The 16,671-nt window shown below is 72.0% G+C and carries 15 protein-coding genes; 7 read left to right on the forward strand and 8 right to left on the reverse strand.

From position 1 onward, the window contains the following. Positions 1–44: 44 nt before the first annotated feature. Positions 45–545 carry a hypothetical protein gene (locus tag N553_RS24380; protein WP_051640200.1) on the reverse strand — a complete coding sequence of 167 codons (501 nt, stop codon included), beginning with the start codon at positions 543–545 and terminating at the stop codon, positions 45–47. A 124-nt stretch (positions 546–669) separates the two neighbouring features. Between N553_RS24380 and N553_RS0115000 the strand changes: the two genes are divergently transcribed. Next, positions 670–1,101 (forward strand): RidA family protein, encoded by a 432-nt coding sequence (locus N553_RS0115000; protein WP_051640201.1) that lies wholly within the window; start codon positions 670–672, stop codon positions 1,099–1,101. Positions 1,102–1,422: 321 nt separating this feature from the next. Here the strand turns inward: N553_RS0115000 and N553_RS0115005 are convergent, their stop codons facing one another. Beyond that, the gene (locus N553_RS0115005) at positions 1,423–1,755 is read right to left on the reverse strand and encodes a cupin domain-containing protein (RefSeq protein ID WP_051640202.1); all 333 of its coding nucleotides are present in this window, start codon (positions 1,753–1,755) and stop codon (positions 1,423–1,425) included. A gap of 92 nt (positions 1,756–1,847) precedes the next feature. On the opposite strand from N553_RS0115005, the gene N553_RS22945 reads away from it, so the two are divergent. Further along, the gene (locus N553_RS22945; protein WP_051640203.1) at positions 1,848–3,176 is read left to right on the forward strand and encodes an NYN domain-containing protein; all 1,329 of its coding nucleotides are present in this window, start codon (positions 1,848–1,850) and stop codon (positions 3,174–3,176) included. 269 nt (positions 3,177–3,445) lie between these two features. Continuing rightward, positions 3,446–4,696 (forward strand): glycoside hydrolase family 6 protein, encoded by a 1,251-nt coding sequence (locus tag N553_RS0115015; protein ID WP_051640204.1) that lies wholly within the window; start codon positions 3,446–3,448, stop codon positions 4,694–4,696. A gap of 54 nt (positions 4,697–4,750) precedes the next feature. Here N553_RS0115015 and N553_RS0115020 read toward each other — a convergent pair whose 3' ends face one another. Beyond that, positions 4,751–5,437 carry a hypothetical protein gene (locus N553_RS0115020; RefSeq protein WP_028047212.1) on the reverse strand — a complete coding sequence of 229 codons (687 nt, stop codon included), beginning with the start codon at positions 5,435–5,437 and terminating at the stop codon, positions 4,751–4,753. Positions 5,438–5,583: 146 nt separating this feature from the next. On the opposite strand from N553_RS0115020, the gene N553_RS24385 reads away from it, so the two are divergent. From N553_RS24385 to N553_RS25790, 3 genes are read left to right on the forward strand one after another with little or no spacing between them, the layout of a single operon-like run. Beyond that, positions 5,584–6,726: a sensor histidine kinase gene (locus tag N553_RS24385; RefSeq protein WP_051640205.1), complete on the forward strand. Its 1,143-nt coding sequence runs from the start codon at positions 5,584–5,586 to the stop codon at positions 6,724–6,726. Then, complete coding sequence (locus N553_RS0115030; protein WP_028047213.1) at positions 6,723–7,379, forward strand: response regulator transcription factor; 657 nt, start codon at positions 6,723–6,725, stop codon at positions 7,377–7,379. The genes N553_RS24385 and N553_RS0115030 overlap by 4 nt, the downstream gene beginning before the upstream one ends. 58 nt (positions 7,380–7,437) lie before the next feature. After that, positions 7,438–7,812 (forward strand): dihydrofolate reductase family protein, encoded by a 375-nt coding sequence (locus N553_RS25790; protein WP_081844664.1) that lies wholly within the window; start codon positions 7,438–7,440, stop codon positions 7,810–7,812. Here N553_RS25790 and N553_RS0115045 read toward each other — a convergent pair. Genes N553_RS0115045 through N553_RS0115065 form a run of 5 tightly spaced genes read right to left on the reverse strand, consistent with a single transcriptional unit; the run spans position 7,793 to position 13,840 of the window. Then, positions 7,793–8,896: an NAD(P)/FAD-dependent oxidoreductase gene (locus tag N553_RS0115045; RefSeq protein WP_197030094.1), complete on the reverse strand. Its 1,104-nt coding sequence runs from the start codon at positions 8,894–8,896 to the stop codon at positions 7,793–7,795. The genes N553_RS25790 and N553_RS0115045 overlap by 20 nt on opposite strands. A gap of 48 nt (positions 8,897–8,944) precedes the next feature. Further along, positions 8,945–10,060 (reverse strand): 23S rRNA (uracil(747)-C(5))-methyltransferase RlmC, encoded by a 1,116-nt coding sequence (gene rlmC / locus N553_RS0115050; protein WP_028047216.1) that lies wholly within the window; start codon positions 10,058–10,060, stop codon positions 8,945–8,947. Positions 10,061–10,070: 10 nt separating this feature from the next. Further along, entirely contained in the window at positions 10,071–10,580 is a 510-nt protein-coding gene (locus N553_RS0115055; protein WP_028047217.1) for a DUF664 domain-containing protein, read from the reverse strand. A 9-nt stretch (positions 10,581–10,589) separates the two neighbouring features. Further along, a complete protein-coding gene (locus N553_RS0115060; RefSeq protein WP_051640230.1) occupies positions 10,590–12,728 on the reverse strand; it encodes an alpha/beta fold hydrolase in 2,139 nt (712 codons plus the stop codon). Between the two features lie 32 nt (positions 12,729–12,760). Further along, positions 12,761–13,840: a trans-aconitate 2-methyltransferase gene (locus N553_RS0115065; protein WP_028047219.1), complete on the reverse strand. Its 1,080-nt coding sequence runs from the start codon at positions 13,838–13,840 to the stop codon at positions 12,761–12,763. Positions 13,841–13,944: 104 nt separating this feature from the next. Between N553_RS0115065 and N553_RS0115070 the strand changes: the two genes are divergently transcribed. Continuing rightward, a complete protein-coding gene (locus tag N553_RS0115070; RefSeq protein ID WP_028047220.1) occupies positions 13,945–16,665 on the forward strand; it encodes a LuxR family transcriptional regulator in 2,721 nt (906 codons plus the stop codon). Positions 16,666–16,671 lie beyond the last annotated feature (6 nt).

Below are 16,671 nucleotides of genomic sequence, written 5' to 3' on the forward strand. Positions count from 1 at the left end.
CACTCTCCTGTGTTCGATGTAGCGGTGGTGGACGAGGTGGTCGACTACTCGGGTGCGGCGACCTTCACCACGCCCGGTCCGACGTTGGAGACGATGGTGACCACGGACCCGGTCGGTACCGGGACGTCCGCCCGAGCCGCCAGGGCGGCGCTCTGGCCGGCGACGGTCAGCGCGACCTGACCGAGCCCGCCGGCCGGGATGGAGGTGGTCACGGTCGCCGCGAGCCCGACGTAGTCGCTGCTCGTGATCTGGTGCGCCGTCGGCCCGTGGGTCAGCGCCCGCGTGGCGTAGCCGGCCACGACCGCGACCACGAGACCGGCAACGAGCCCGAGTCCCGCAGCTGCGAGCGCACCAACGTCGGTCACGGTGGTGACGATGCCGCCGACGATGCCGAACGTGGCGACGAACGCGAGCACGACGGCGGACGACAGGTACCCGCCGGTGAAGTCGACCGCATCGACCACGCCGTCGAGGAGGTCGCCGGACACGACGGTGAGCACGAGCAGGAGCAGGGCGACAGCGGCGATCACCCAGAAGATCAGCATGCGGTGGGTCGTCCTTCAGTCGTGGGAGCCGAACATTCGGTTATACAGGTTCGGCACACCCTGGCGGGCCCGGTTGCGCACACGAGTTCTGGCTCGGCGAGCCGCTGACCTGGGACCACGCGCAATGTCAGTGGTGCGTGGCAGCGTGGACACCGTGGAGATCACCCGTTTGCAACCGGCCGGTCTCGTCGTGAGCCCGGCGTTCAGCCATGTCGCCGTCGTGCCCGCGGGCGCGACGACCCTCTACGTCGGCGGCCAGAACGGCGTCGACGACACGGGCGCGGTCGTGTCGCAGGACGCCGCCGCGCAGTCGGTGCGGGCCGTCGAGAACGTCCGGACCGCACTGGAGGCCGCCGGCGCGACGCTGGCGGACGTCGTGCAGTGGACCGTCTTCATCCACCAGGACGCAGATCTGCGCGCGGCCTACGGCGCGATCGCTCCGCTGCTCTCCGGACCGGGGGCGCCACCTCTGGTCACCGCCGCGGTGGTCGCCGGGCTCGGCGTGCCGGGCGCACTGATCGAGGTGAGCGTCATCGCCGCCGTCGCGGCGGACTGAGCACCGTGCGCGAGTCGATCCGCTACCGGCCGACCGCCGACGACCGTGCGCTGGAGCTGGTCGCTCGCCGCGAAAGACGCCAGCTGGTCGAGGATCTCGCCGGGCATCAGGGCGAGCCTGAGCCCGGCGCTCGCAACGATGAGCGCGTCATGGTCGGCGAGCAGAGTACGGAGCCCGGCCCAGCACCCGACGGCAGCCGCGTGCACCGGCTCGTCCCGGCCGCGCCGGCACGTGGTCCAGCGGCCCCTCCTTCGCAGGCATCTTCCGCGCGAGATCAGGCTCTAGCGTCAACCGCAGGTTGACGCTAGGTGCGGGGACTGATCACCCGGAGGCGTTGGAGTGCTCTGTGGTGGCGTGCTCTGCGGGCGCGAACACCACGACGATGTGCAGCTCCTCGACAACGTCGACGAAACGGTGCTCCTCCAGCGCGGGTACGAACGCAACCGACCCAGGTCCCACGTCGACCGTGAGGCCTGGCGTCCACAACGACGCCCGGCCTCGCAGCACGACGTAGATCTCGTCCTCGGTGTGCGGTTGCTGACCGTCGACGGCGCCGACACCGAGCACGGCGGTTCCGACGCTCATCGACGGAACACGCAGGACCTCGGCGTACGACCTCGAGCCGTCGGTGGCGGCGGTGTTCAGCAGATGCACGGACTCATCATCACCGAACCCGTCACACGTCGCGTGGCGTCCTTGCGAGCGTCGTGCGGACGGCTGGCTGCCCGACCGGGGATGATGTCGGGGTGAGCACATCGAGCACGACCTCCGCCGACCGCACCGAGACCGGTCGCCGGTTCCGCACCGCCCTGTTCGTCGACTTCGACAACGTCTACATCGGCCTGCAGCGGCTCGACCCGGTGGCGGCCGAGGCGTTCGCCACGGACCCGGCGCACTGGCTGAGTGAGCTCGAGACCGGCACCGACTCCGAGGGCGACTTCACGCGGAAGTTCCTGGTCCGCGCGTGCTACCTCAACCCGTCCCGGTTCGCGCAGTTCCGACCCAACTTCACGCGTGCCGGGTTCCAGGTGGTCGACTGCCCGTCGCTGACCCAGCAGGGCAAGAGCAGCGCCGACATCAACCTCGTGCTGGATGCCGTGGACGCGCTCGCCGCGCCGACGCGGTACGAAGAGTTCGTCATCGTGTCTGCCGACGCGGACTTCACTCCCCTGGCTCAGCGCTGCCGCGCCGCCGACCGTCGCGTGACCATCATGACTGCGAGCCCGGCCGCGGCCGCCTACCGGGCCGTCGCCGACCACGTGATCACCGCCGACGACCTGGCCGAGCTGGTGACCAGCACCGCGTCAACCCTCAACGTCGAGGCGCCGCGCGCTGCCGTGGTCGTTCCGCCGGCGAGAGGTCGCACCAAGACTGCGGGGAAGGCCGAGCAGCCCGAGAAGGCCATCGAGACGCCTCCTGCGACCCCCGTGGTCCCCGCGAGCGAGGCCGCCCGCAAGGCGATCCTGCAGCGGGTTCGCACCGCGGACCGGCCGGTCACGCTCGGCGCAGTCGCTGGCGCCGCCCAGAAGGCCGACCCCGCGTTGACCGGTTCCAGCTGGGGAGGCGCCGGCGGTTTCCTCCAGTGGCTCGCCCGGAACGTGCCCGAGGTCGCCTCGTCGCCGCGCCCGCCTGGCTACGTCTGGGACCCGAAGCGGTTCGGCGAGGCCGACCTGCCGGGAGCAGTCGCCGAGGCCGACACCGACCCGAGCGCGCTGCAGCGCCAGGTCACGGCCGTCACGGACACTCCCGGTCTGAGCAGGTCGAACTACCGGGTCCTGCTGACCGCGCTCGCTGCCGACATCGCCGCGCACCCGTTCGACCGGGCGGAGACCTCCCGACGCGTGCGCAACGCGTGCCAGGAGGCGGGCGCTGCGGTCGGCCGGTCGACCGTCAACTTCGTCATCTCCGGTGCGCTGTACGGGGGCGAGCAGCTGACGTCCAAGACCACGGCAAAGGACGTCGCGGCCGCGTGGGCCGACAACGTGGTGGGCCTGTGCCGGGGCGCCCGGATGGAGCTGAGCAACGGCGATGTCGCGGCCATCCGCGACTGGGTCGGCGGAGGCCTGCTGAAGTAGCAGCCTCGCGACGAGGCAGGTGCGCCGCTGACGCCGTGGCCCTTCCTCCCCTCGGCGGGAGGGTCACCCTTCCGGGTGGGAAGGGCCGCGGGCGACGTTTCCCTTACCGGTACACCTTGCGCGCCGATGTCCGGTTCGCCATGCTCGTGGAGACGCGTGGGAGCGCTCCCCGCGTCAGTCACGAGAACGGTCATCCGACAACGACGTAGGAGACTTCCGTGCCCCATCCCCCGGTAAGAACACGCCCGAGAGCACTAGCGGCCGGCGCCGTGGTAGCGCTCTCACTCGGTCTCGCACTCGGCACTGCCGCCCCCGCCAGCGCCCACGACCACCACCAGCCCGGCCCCGCGACCCGCCTGTTCACCCCGCCACCCGACTCGGGCGCGGTCCAGCAGATCGCCGAGCTGGCCAAGAGCCACCAGTGGTCCGACGCGCTCGCGATCACCAAGATGGTGGCGACACCTCAGGCGGTGTGGTTCACGCAGGGCACGCCCGCCGAGGTCAAGAAGTCGGTCCAGAAGACCATGCGCCAGGCCCGGCTCACGCACACGATCCCCGTGCTCGTCGCGTACAACCTGCCGTTCCGGGACTGCGCCCAGTACTCCGCGGGCGGTGCTGCGGACACCGCGAGCTACCTCGCCTGGATTGACGGGTTCACGGCCGGGATCGGCGACGGTCAGGCGATCGTCCTGGTCGAGCCCGACGGCCTCGGCATCATCCCCTGGAACATCCCGATCACGGACCCCGAACGGAAGTTCGAGTGGTGCCAACCGGCCGAGCTCGACCCGGCAACGGCTGCCCCCGACCGGTTCACGCAGCTCAACGGCGCGGTGGACCGCCTCACCGCTCTGCCGAACACGACGGTCTACCTCGACGGCACGCACAGCGGCTGGCTCGGCGCGGGTGACATCGCCGACCGCCTGCACCAGGCCGGCGTCGATAAGGCCGACGGGTTCTTCCTCAACGTGTCCAACTACGAGCTCACGGAACGCCAGGCCAAGTACGCGTCGTGGATCTCGCAGTGCCTCTGGTACGGCACCAACCCGGCCGAGGGCGGCTGGCGCGTCGGGCACTTCGACTACTGCGGGAGCCAGTACTACCCGGCGTCGCCCGGCGACTTCAGCACCTGGGGACTGACCGACCAGTGGTACGTCGACAACGTCACCAACGCCGCCAACCCGCCCAGCGGACCGGACGTGCTGGCGCACGCGGTGATCGACACGAGCCGTAACGGCCAGGGTCCCTGGACCGCCCCGGCGGGCAGCCCGTCCGGCGACCCGCAGGTGTGGTGCAACCCGCCTGACCGCCGGCTCGGTCCGAAGCCGACGCTCACCACCGGCAACCCGTACGTGGACGCGTACCTGTGGGTCAAGATCCCCGGCGAGTCCGACGGCGAGTGCACGCGGTGGGCGCCCGCCGGGGGCATCGACCCGGTCCGCGGGTACGCCGACCCGGCGGCGGGTGCCTGGTTCCCGCAGATGGCGCTCGAGCTCGTGCACAACGCGAACCCTGCTCAGTAGCAGGCCTCCGGACCGGGGCGGCACATCGGCCGCCCCGGTCCGCGCACCCCGGCCTCACGCCTCGGCGGTCTGGGCGGTCTCGAGCTTCGCGCTCGAAGCGGTCGCCTGCCTGGCCAGTGAACGCGTCGCGAGGGCGAAGGCCCACACCACCGGGAGCACAGCCGCACCGAGCGCGACGACCGTACTGAGCACGACGAGGCTCACCAGCCAGGTCGCGAGCAGCAGGCCCGTCGCGATCGGCCGGAACCGGCGGTACAGGAGGACGATCCCCAGCCAGGTCGAGCCGACGAGACCGATGACGATTCCGGGGAACGAGAGCAGGTTCGCCGAGGCATCGACGGCGGTCGGGGTGACCAGGGAGACGTAGTACGACCCGAACCCGCCGAGGGTCCCCAGAACGAGGCCGATGAGGAAGACGCGCCAGGCCCATCGCTCTGCCCGACCCGGAGTGCGAGCAGCGCGGACCACGAGTGCTGCGAGCACAGCGATGGCCATGATCGGGAACCACAGCTTGCCGTAGGTGACGTAGACCGTCTCCGGCGACGCCCAGTCGAGCAGCGGCGCCAGCACATCGGCTGCCGGGACGGCCCACGCACGGGTGATAGCGGTCTCGAGATCCGCCGCGCCGTCGACCGTCGCGAAACGGGCCAGCGCATGCAGGGGTGCAAGGACGACACCGGACCACGCCGCGACCCAGGAGGCGAATGCGGTCCGGCGGACCGTTGACGGGCTGGTGAACATGGCAGCTCCCGAGGTGAGGCACACGTGTAGCGGACCCTTCGGACGCTAGGGAGCGCCCCTCGCCGCGTCATCAACCGAAGGCTGGAACGTCCATCTCAACCCTCGGGTGGACGCGTCGCGCGAAAAGCAAGGCCTACGTTCTTTCCATGGGTCGCCACGCCCCGCCCCGGCCTCCACGGTGGGACATCGCTCTCGCCGGCGGGATCACGGTTCTCGCGGTCGGCGAGGTCGTGTTCAACCCGGCCATGGCTCCTTGGCCGGCCGCACTGGTCTGCGGGGTCGGGATGGCCGCCACCGTGGCCTACCGACGGATCGCACCGCTCGCCGCGGCCGTCGTCGCCACACTGCTCGGGATCCTGGTGGTGGCGGCGGGCGTGCCGCTCGACGAGCCGATCGTCGAGCTCCTCGTGGTGGTCGTGCTCGCATACTCCCTCGCGTCGTACGCGCCGCCTCGGCACGCCGTGGCCGGCCTGGTCACACTGGCCTGCGGCGGCGTGCTGCAGACCGTGGTGAGCGGAGAGGAGCTCGGGAACTTCCTGTTCGGGTTCATCTTCTTTGCGGCGATGGGCCTCATGGGCAACCAAGTGCGGCGCCGCACGGCCCGTGCCGTGGGGCTCGAGCGGCAGGCGATGCTCGCCGCACAGGAGCTCGACGAGTCCGACCGCCGGAGCCGGGCCGACGAACGCCTCCGGATCGCGCGCGAGGTCCACGACGTCGTCTCACACTCGATCAGCGTCATGGTCGTCCAGGCCGGTGCGGCCGAGCAGGTCGCCCCCACTGATCCGGAGCGCTCGGTCGAGGCGATGCGCACGATCCAGCGCACAGGACGCGAGGCGATGGCGGAGATGAGTCGGATGCTCGGCGTCCTGCGCGGGGGTGGTGAGGACCTGGGACTCGCGCCGCAGCCCGGCATCCGCGACCTGCCTGCCCTCCTCGACACCGGTCGCACCGTCGGCCTCGACGTCGCGCTCGAGGTCGGCGGCGAGCCTCGGACCATGGCTGCCGGGGTCGAGCTCGCGGTCTACCGGATCGTCCAGGAAGCTCTCACCAACACGCTCAAGCACAGCGGACCGGTGCACGTGACCGTCCGTCTGATCTACACCGCGACCGACCTGGAGGTCACCGTCGTCGACGACGGCACAGGTGGGCTCGCCGACGAGCTCTCGGGTGGACACGGACTGGTCGGCCTCTCCGAGCGGGTTGCCCTGTACACCGGAAGCCTGACCGCTGGCGCCTCCCCCGGCGGCGGCTACGGACTGCGTGCGACGTTCCCGCTGGTAGACCCGTGATTCGCGTGCTCCTCGCGGACGACCAGGACCTCGTCCGGGCGGGGCTGCGGATGATCCTCGAGAGCCAGGACGACCTCGAGGTGGTCGGTGAGGCGGGTACAGGCGAGGACGCGGTCCGACTCAGCGCGTCGGAACGACCCGATGTGGTCGTGATGGACATCCGGATGCCGGGGCTCGACGGCCTCGAAGCAACCCGGCGCATCCTGGCCGCCCCTGGGCCGTGGCCGCACGTCCTGATGCTCACGACCTTCGACAGCGACGAGTACCTGCGCGCTGCCCTGAGCGCCGGCGCTGCAGGCTTCCTGCTCAAGACAGCTCCGCCGAACCGCCTCATCGACGGCGTCCGGGTGGTAGCCGCAGGTGAGGCTCTGCTCGCTCCGGCCCTCACGCGTCGACTGATCGCTGACTACCTGGGCTACCCTGCGACGAACCACGCGGGTCGCCTCGCCGCACTGACGCCGCGGGAGGTCGAGGTCCTCGAGCTCATGGCCCGAGGGCTGTCCAACACGCAGATCGCGGCAGCGCTGCACGTCGGGGACGCGACCGTGAAGACGCACGTCAACCGGCTGTTCCAGAAGCTCGCGGTGCGCGACCGCGTGCAGGCGGTGATCGTCGCTTACGAATGCGGGCTAGCCGTTCGTCCGACCGCCTGAGATCCGGTCGACGACGAGCTCGGGGACCCCACCCGTGAGCAGGTCCGCGACCTGGGCGATGGCACTCGGGATCGCGGACGTCCGCACTTTCGCGAAACCGAGCACCAGCTGCGTCCATCGTCGCCCGATCGGCTGCGGTAGGAGTCGAGTTCGTGCAGCCCGATCCCTCGCCGAGCGGCGGCGATCGACCAGGCGCGGGGCCGCCGGAGACCGGGACGTCCCGGTGATGGGGGGCGCCTCGGTCCAGCAGCAGTACCTCGCCGCGGGTCTGGTGGACGAGGTCGTGCTCAACCTGGTCCCGGTGCTCCTGCACCGTGGGGTCCGCCTGTTCGACCACACGGATCCCGGCACGACCGAGCTGGTGCGCACGGGCCTCGTCGCCACCGACGAGGCCACGCACCTCACCTTCCAGGTCAGGAACGGCGCCTCGTGATGGCGCGCGCGATCTTGCGGGCGTCCAGACGAAGCTCGCGGAACATGCCGCTGATCGGGTTGGTGAACCCTGTGAAGTAGAGGCCGGGCAGCGAGCGCTCAGGGACGCCGCGGTCGTCGAGCACGCCCAGGTCCCCCACCAGCGGCTCGAGACCGCGCCGGTAGCCGGTTGCCAGCAGGACGACGTCGGGGGCCACGCGGGAGCCGTCGGCAAGCACGACGTCCTTGCCGTCGAACGACGTCACGGCCGCGACCGGCTCGATGCGCCCGGACTGCACGCCCGCGATGAGTCCCACGTCCTGGAGCGGCACCGAGCCCTCGCTGACGCGCGAGAGGAGACCCGTGGTGGGCCGGGGCAGCCCGTACGACGACAGGTCGGGAACCTCGACACGCGCGATCAGTGTGGCGACGGCGTCGATCGTCCGCACGGGCATCCGGCGGATCAGGATCCCGGTCGCCTGCGCGGGCCAGCCGAAGTTGGACCGACGGACGATGTGCGGCGCCGTCCGCACCGCGAGCCGCACGCGCGAGGCGCCACCCTCGGTCAGGTCGACCGCGATCTCGGCACCGGTGTTCCCGACACCGACCACCAGCACGTCCCGGCCCTCGTACGGCTCGGCGTTGCGGTAGGTCGACGCGTGCACCACCTCGCCGTCGAACCGGCCCGGCCAGGCGGGCGGGACGGGAGTGTGGTTGTACCCGGTGGCGACGACGACCTGGGGCGCGCTCATGGGGCCTGCACTCGTGTCGAGGTGCCACCGGCCGTCGTCGCCCTGGGAGATCCGGGTGACCTCGACGCCCGTCTGCACGCGCAGGTGGTGGTGCTCGGCGTACTGCTCGAGGTACTCCACCACGTCGGCACGCGCGACCCAGCGGCCGTAGCGCCGCGGGAACGGCATGCCACCGAGCCGCGAGAGGTGGCGCGTGGTGTGCAGGTGGAGCCGGTCGTAGTGCCGGCGCCACGAGGCGCCCACGGCGTCGGACTTCTCGAGCACCAGCGCAGGAACGCCACGGCGGTGCAGTGCGGCGGCGGCGGCCAGACCAGCCGGGCCGCCACCGACGACGAGGACAGGGTCGATGGCCATGCGCATTGATACCGCACGGGGCCACGGCGATCGAGGACGCCGCGCTCGCTACACCCGTTCGAGCAACGTGAGCACCTCGTAGTGCGTGGTCTGCGGGAACATGTCGAGCAGCTGCGCGTGGACAGGTCGCAGCGACGGCATGGCGTCGAGGTCCCGGGCGAGCGACTCGGCGTTGCAGCTGGAGTAGACGACGTGGTTCGCCGGGGACGCGTCGAGGTACCCCGCGAGCCGCGCACCGATCCCACGACGCGGCGGGTTCACGATGACGAGGTCGGGTGCGCCGTGCGCGAGCGCGAACGCGGTGGCGTCCCCCGCCTCGAAGCGGACGTGGTCCGCGTGGCGTTCCGCAGCACTGAGCTGCGCGCTCGCGATCGCCTCGACGCTGGTCTCGATCCCGACGACGTCGCGGTCGGGAGCGGCGACGTGCAGGGCGAACCCCCCGACCCCGCAGTACAGGTCCCACACGCTCGACGGCGCGACCCCGGACACCCACTGCGTCGCCTGCCGGTACAGCGCGGCGGCGACCGGCGTGTTCGTCTGGAAGAAGCTCTGCGGCCGCAGGTGCAGGTCGATGTCGTTGACCCGCATGCGCAGGGTCTCTGCGGGGGTCAGGAGGATCTCGCGCTCGCCCTCGAGCACGGCCTTGTGGTCGGGCAGCAGGTTCACCGACACCACGCGCAGCGACGGGAGCGCGTCGAGCAGGGCCGGCAGGTGCTTGCGGATCCGGGTCACCGGCTCCTGCGACCGCAGCACGAACCGCACCATGAGCTCGCCGTCCGGCGACTGCGTGACCAGCAGGTTCTTGAGCTCACCCGTGCGTGCGGCGATGTCGTAGGGCGCGATGTTCGCGTGAGCCACGAACGCCGCGAGCACCGGGAACGCGGCCTGGAGCGACGGCGGGTACAGCCCGCACTCACGCAGGTCCACCCCGTGCCCGGCGGCGTCGAGGATGCCCAGCATCGGCTCGGCGGCGGTCCCGGTGACCACCATCTTGGCCTTGTTCCGGTATCCCGACTCGGGACTCTCGAACGGCTCCAGCCACTGGGGTCCGGCACCGAGCAGCGCCTCGACGTGCGCCTGCTTGTCCGCCAGCTGGTCGCCGTACGGCCGCCCCATCCACGTGCACGAGCGGCACCGCTCGGCATCGAAGTAGGCGCAGCGCATGCGGCCGAGCCTACGTCGCGCGCTCCATCAGCCCTCGCACGTAGGACGCCTGCCCGGCGTGCTGGAGGCTGTCGTCGATGATGCTCACGAGCCGGACGCCGAGCGTGACGGGCGGGTCCCAGCCCTCGTCCACGACACGGTCGAGGTCGTCTGCGCGCAGCCCGCCGAGGAAGGCCTTGGTGGCCTCCGCGGTGGCGTCGTAGTAGCCGAGCAGCAGCTCCGCGGACACCCGGACCTGCCCCACCTCGTCGGAGCTCTGCCCGTACCCCGAGGCATGGTCGTCGAACGGCAGCGCGAACCGACCGGCCCAGCCGAGCGTCGTCCAGACCTGCTCCCGACCGGCGACGTCGGCGACCTGGGCGTCCTCGCCCCGCGCCGCATGCCACGCCAGCCACGCGATCGTGTTCGCGTCCGGGTCCGCACGCCACGTCAGCTGGGCGACGTCCAGGCCGCCGACGGCTCGGTGCAGCACGCCGCCGACGCGGCCGTGCGACTCGATCAGGAGCTCCGCGATGTCCACCTTCCGTTTTTACAGGAGGTCGGCCAGCATCGCTCCCGCTCGCGCCGCCCCGTCGGTCGCCACCGGGCGGTACCGCACGTCGCGGCCGGCCTCCTTGACGATCGCCTCCGCGAGGGCGTCCCGGTCGAGGGCCTCCTCGTACGCCAGGTGCCGGCCCGCCTCGTAGCGGTCGAGCCGATGCCGCACGTGGACGTTCTGCTCGAAGTGGTGCCGCAGCGGGACGTACACGAACGGCTTGTTCAGCGCGGTGAGCTCCATGGTCGTCGTGAGCCCGCCCTGCACGACCGCCACGTCGCACGCCGCGAGGTGACGGAACAGGTCGGGGACGTACCCGAGCACGGTGGAGCCGTCGTGGGCGGGCAGCGAGGACGGGTCGATCCGGGGCCCCGTGACGAACGCGAAGCGCAGCTCGGGCGCGACACGGCGGACCAGTGGCACGACGTCCATGACCCTCCGCAGGAGCGACGTCCCTACACCGGAACCGCCCACCGTGACCAGGCAGAGCTTCTCGTCCGGCCCGACACCGAGCGACGTGCGCACCCGCTCGGTGTCGTCGACCGCGGCAGGGTCGAAGCCCGTCACGTAACCGGCGAAGTCGAAGTTCTGCTCGGTCCAGCTGCGGACGCTCGGGAGCCCCGGACCGAAGTCGTCCTCGACCACGTCGTCCGGGTCGCCGACGAACACCGACCGGTCCCGGACGCGCGCGAACCGGGCGCGGTGCTCGATCATCTCCGCGTTGTAGTCCGCGGTCAGCGCGGCCTCGCGCGGGCCGCCATCCGGCATGGGGAGCCACCCGACGAAGTCGGTCATCCAGGCGAACGCGAACCGTTTGAGCTCAGGGTTCTCGTGCAGGAAGTAGTCGACGTCCCACGCCTCGTCGCCGACCACCAGGTCGTAGTCGCCGTCGGCCACCACCTCGTCGAAGACCATGAAGTTGTGCACCAGGATCTCGTCCATCCGGCGGATCGTCTGGAAGGCGTGCAGGTCGTGCTCGCCCGCCTCGTGCTCGATGTGGCCCGACTCGTTGCGCAGCCACGCGGACGCGGGATGCACCCGCTCACCGTGCTGGTCGAGCACGCGCGTCACCGGGTGCTGCGCGAGCCAGTCGATCTGCAGGTCGGGCCGTCGGGCTCTCAGCTCAGCCGCGATCGCGACGTCCCGCTGGGCGTGCCCCAGCCCGATCGGGGACGAGAGGTACAGCGCCCGCTTCGGGCGGGCCGCGGCACGTGCCCACGCTGTGCGCGGCGGTCGGGGATGGATCCTGTCGACGAACTGAGCGATCAGGTGGTTGACCTTCACGGGATCGCGCGCAGACGGCGCGTGGCCGGCGTCCCGCAGGAGAACGAGGTCACCACCCGTGAGCTCGGCCAGGCGCTCGCCGAACGCCTGGGGGCGGATCCGGTCGTCGGTGCCGTGCACGACGAGCACCGGGCAGGTCACCCGGCGGGCCAGCGGGACGAGCGGCTCGCACACGGCTCCGTCGCAGCCGAGCCGGCCGGACGTGCTGTCCGCGAGCGTCTGCGGGCTGAGCTGGTGCGCCCAGCCGATGCAGTCCTCGACCTGCTTGGTCGAGTGCGGCTCGGGGAACATGCGCCCGAAGAAGAAGTCGACGAAGTCGTCGTACCCACCGCCGAGCCAGTAGTGCTTGTTGTACTTGGCCCAGCCACGGGTCGAGTCCACCGCCTCGTCGAACGGGACGTGGTCCCGGCCGGGCGTCGGCACGTCCAGACCGCACGACGGTGCGATCGCGAGGAGGCCCGCGACGCGCTCCGGGTGCTTGACCGCGACGTGCAGCGCCCACGACGCCCCGCACGACTCGGTGACGAGCACGGCCCTGTCGGTACCCGTCGCGTCGAGCACCGCCACGATGTCGTCTCCGTACTCGACGTCCGTGTAGGCGGCCGCGCCAAGAGGCCGCCCGGACAGGCCGCTGCCGCGGCCGTCGAAGGTGACCACGCGGTAGTGGCGGGCCAGGAAGCCGATCTGCGCCTTCCAGAACCGCGAGGGGACGATCGCCCAGGTCGGCACGAGCATGACCGTCGGCGCGCCCGGCGCGGCGTCGTAGACCTCGTACGCGAGCTCCACCCCGCCGCGCACCGTGACACCGGCGACGGTGGGATCCGCGGACCTGCTCGGGTGCGTACGCACCCGAGCAGTGTCCGCCTGCACGCCGCTCACAGTCACGGACGGATCTCGAACACGTTGTTGAACGGGGTCGTGGCTGCCGTGCGGAAGGCGGTGAACCCGGCGGCGGTGGAGACGTCACGGATCTTGGCCGGTCCCGCCTGCGTCCCGAGCGCGAGGCCCACGTCCTGACTCAAGGACGCCGGCGTGCACAGGAGCGTCGAGAACCCGTAGAAGGCGCGTCCGACCGTGTTGAGGTTGTCCTCGACGTGGTCACCGGCCATCGGCTCGACCACCATCCACGTGCCGTCGTCCGCGATCGCGCCGCGCACCTGGCGTGCAGCACCCACGGGGTCCCCCATGTCGTGCAGGCAGTCGAACATCGCGACCAGGTCGTAGTCCGTACCCGAGAAGTCGCTCGCGGCGGCGACCTCGAACGTCACGCGGTCGTCCACGCCCGCAGCCGCGGCCCGCTCGCGCGCCACCTCGATCGACTCGGCGTGGTAGTCCGAGCCGACGAACGTCGCGTTCGGGAACGCCTGCGCGAGCAGGATCGTCGACGCACCGTGCCCGCAGCCCACGTCGGCCACGCGGCCGCCGGCCTGCAGCTTGGCGGCGACGCCCTCGAGCGCCGGGATCCACTCGGTGAGCAGGTGGGCGTTGTACATCGTCCGGAAGAACCGCTCCGTGCCGTGGTGCACGTCGCCGTTGTGGGCGTGCCACCCGATCCCGTCGCCGTCGCGAGCCGCGGCGAAGATCTCCGGGGCGTCGCGGACGGTGCCCAGCGCGATCTGGAAGAAGCCCGGCAGGTAGGCGGGACTCGTGGGGTCGGTGAGCGCAGCCGCCTGCTCGGCGGGCAGCGTGTACCGGCGCGTCTGCGGGTCGTAGGTGACGTAGCCGCCTGCGGCCTGGTTGTTCAGCCACTCACGGGCGTAGTGCTCGCTGGTCCGGGTCTGCTCGGCCAGCTCCGCCGGTGTGGTCGGCCGCCCGTCCGCCATCGCCGTGTAGTAGCCCAGCTTGTCGCCCATCACGACGAGTGCGGTGTTCAGGGTCGCGCCCACCTCGTCGACCGCCCTGAACACGAACGACATGAGCGCGTCGGGGTCGATGGTCCGCTGGGGAAGGGTCTCGGTCATGATCGTGCAGCTCCTTGTGTCGGGGTTGTCGTCTTCGACCTTCGTGGAGCAGGTGCACGCCTCACATCAGGGGACCCCCCTGGTCCGCTCCCTAGACTCGGGAGGTGCTGGTCGGCCGCGAGCGCGAGCGCCAGGTCATCGCGACGCTGGTGGCTGCCGCACGTGTGGGCGAGAGCGGCACGCTGGTGCTCGCGGGCGAGGCGGGGATCGGCAAGAGCGCGCTGCTCGAGGACGCGGCGGCGGCGGTTGCCGGCGCCGGGATGCGCGTTCTGCGCGCCACCGGCGTCGAGGCCGAGCAGGAGGTGCCGTTCGGCGGTCTGCTGCAGCTGCTGCGCCCCGTGCTCGAGCACCTCGACGCGATCCCCGCTCCTCAGGCCGACGCGCTCGGGTCGGCGCTCGCCCTGACGCCCGGGTCCGCCGGTGAGCGGTTCGCCGTGGGCGCCGCGGTGCTCAGCCTGCTGAGCCGGGCGGCCGAGGACGGCCCGGTGGCGGTGCTCGTCGACGACGCCCACCTCCTCGACCCGCCGTCCGCCCAGGCGCTGTGCTTCGCCGCGCGCCGGCTCACGGCCGACCCCGTGGTCGTCCTGCTGGCGGTCCGCGACGAGGCACCGTCGGTCGTCGGCTCCGCCGGCCTGCCGACGCTCGTGATCGCAGGACTGGGTGCCGCCGACGCGGCCGCGCTCGCGGCGCCGCGCAGCAGCCGGCTCTCCGACGACGCGCGGGCACGCCTGCTCGCGGCCACGGGGGGCAACCCGCTCGCACTGCTCGAGCTCACCGACGAGGGGGTCGAGGCCCTGCCGCCCGACGCGCCGGTGCCCGTGCCGGCGTCGCTCGCCCGCACCTTCGCCCGCCGCGCCGACGTGCTCTCCCCGCGGGCGCGGACCGCGGTGGTGGTCGCCGCAGCGGCCGGAGGTGACCTCGCGGTGATCGACCGGGCCTGCGCCTTGCTGGAGGTCAGCGTGGCCGACCTCGACGAGGCGGTGCAGGCCCAGCTGCTGACCATCGACGCGACGCAGGTGCGGTTCCGGCACGACCTGGTGCGGTCGGGCATCTACGCGGAGACGTGGCCCGCCACCAGACGGGCGGTCCACGCGGCGCTCGCGGCGGCCGTGCCGGAGCAGGACGTGGATCGGCGCGCCTGGCACCTCGGCGAGGCCACCGCGACACCCGATGCGGCGGTCGCGGCGGTGCTGGACGAGGCCGCGACGCGAGCTCGGGCCCGTGGAGCGCACGCCGTCGCGGCCGCACGGTTCGAGCGCGCCGCGCGCCTGTCGCCCGATCCGGCCGACCAGGCCGCACGGCTGGTGTCGGCCGCGGAGAGCTCGTGGCGCGCCGGCGCCCCCGACTCGACGACCGACCTGCTGCGCCGAGCCAGGGGACTATCGCAGGCGGCCGACCTGCGGGTCCGGTCCGCGGCGCTGGACGGTGCGGTCACGCTGCGCACCGGGTCCGTCGAGCGGGCGCGCGACGTGCTGGTGGCCGCGGGCACCGCCGTCGCCCACGAGGACCCCGATGCAGCAGTCCGGCTCCTCGCCGACAGCGTGCAGGCCAGCCTGTTCGCCGGGGACATCGCCACGACGGTCCGGGCGGCCGACCTGATCGAGCGGCTCGACCCGCAGACCGCGCGTGCACGGTGGGTGGGAACGATGGCGGTCGCCGTCGCCAGGATCCTCGCCGGCCGCAGCGGTGGGCCCGACCTCCTGCGCACGGCGATGACGGAGGCTGACGCCTACCTCACCGACCCGCAGCTGGCTCCCTGGCTGGTCTTCGGTCCCCTGTTCCTTCGCGAGAGCACGGCAGGGCGCGACGTCATTCCCGCGGTCGTCGCCCACACCCGAAGCAGGGCAGACATCGGCGGTCTGCCGCTGCTGCTGTTCTACGTGTCCCGCGACCAGTCCACCACCGACGCCCGGTGGGACGACGCCGTCGCCGGCTACACCGAGGGGGTCGCCCTCGCGCGCGAGGTGGGCCAGTCCACGGACGTCGCCGCCTGCCTCGCCGGGCTGGCCTGGGTCGAGGCTCGGCAGGGAGCCGCCGACGCGTGCGTCACGCACGCCACGGAGTGCCTCCAGATCGCCCGTGCCCACCACCTCGGCTTCTTCCAGGCGTGGGCGACGACCGCGCTCGCCGAGCTCGATCTCGGTCTCGGGCGCACCGAGAAGGCGCTGGAACGGCTACGGGAGCTCGACGCGCTCCTGGTCGATCTCGGGCTCCAGGACGTCGACGTGTCCGCGGCGCCGGAGACGGTGGAGGCGCTCGTCCAGCTGGGTCAGGTCGACGAGGCGGCGGAGCTGGCGGCGGCCGCGATGCAGCGTGCGGAGGTGAAGGGTCAGCCGTGGTCGCTCGCCCGGGCCGCCCGGGCCGCCGGCCTGACCTGCCCGGACGCCGACGTCGACGTCTGCTTCTCGGTCGCGCTCGCCTACCACGAGCACACCCCGGACCTGTTCGAGACGGCACGGACCCAGCTCGCGTACGGCTCCCGGCTGCGGCGGCTCAAGAAGCGGACCGACGCCCGTGCGCCCTTGCGCTCGGCGTTCACCACGTTCGAACGCCTCGGTGCCGTGCCCTGGGCGGACCGAGCCGCCGCCGAGCTCCGGGCGACGGGCGAGACGGCGCAGCGGCGCAGCACGACCGGCATCGACCACCTGACGCCGCAGGAGCTGCAGGTCGCCCGCATGCTCGGCGCAGGGCGCACGACCAGAGAGGCCGCCGCGGCGCTCTTCCTGAGCCCGAAGACCATCGAGTACCACCTGCGCAACGTCTACCTGAAGCTGGGCGTGCGGTCGCGCACCGAGCTCGCGGACGCTGTCGGCGGGCGCCTCTAGGGTGGC

Origin of the sequence: Cellulomonas sp. URHE0023, assembly GCF_000688475.1 — a bacterium.
Taxonomy (GTDB): Bacteria; Actinomycetota; Actinomycetes; order Actinomycetales; family Cellulomonadaceae; genus Cellulomonas.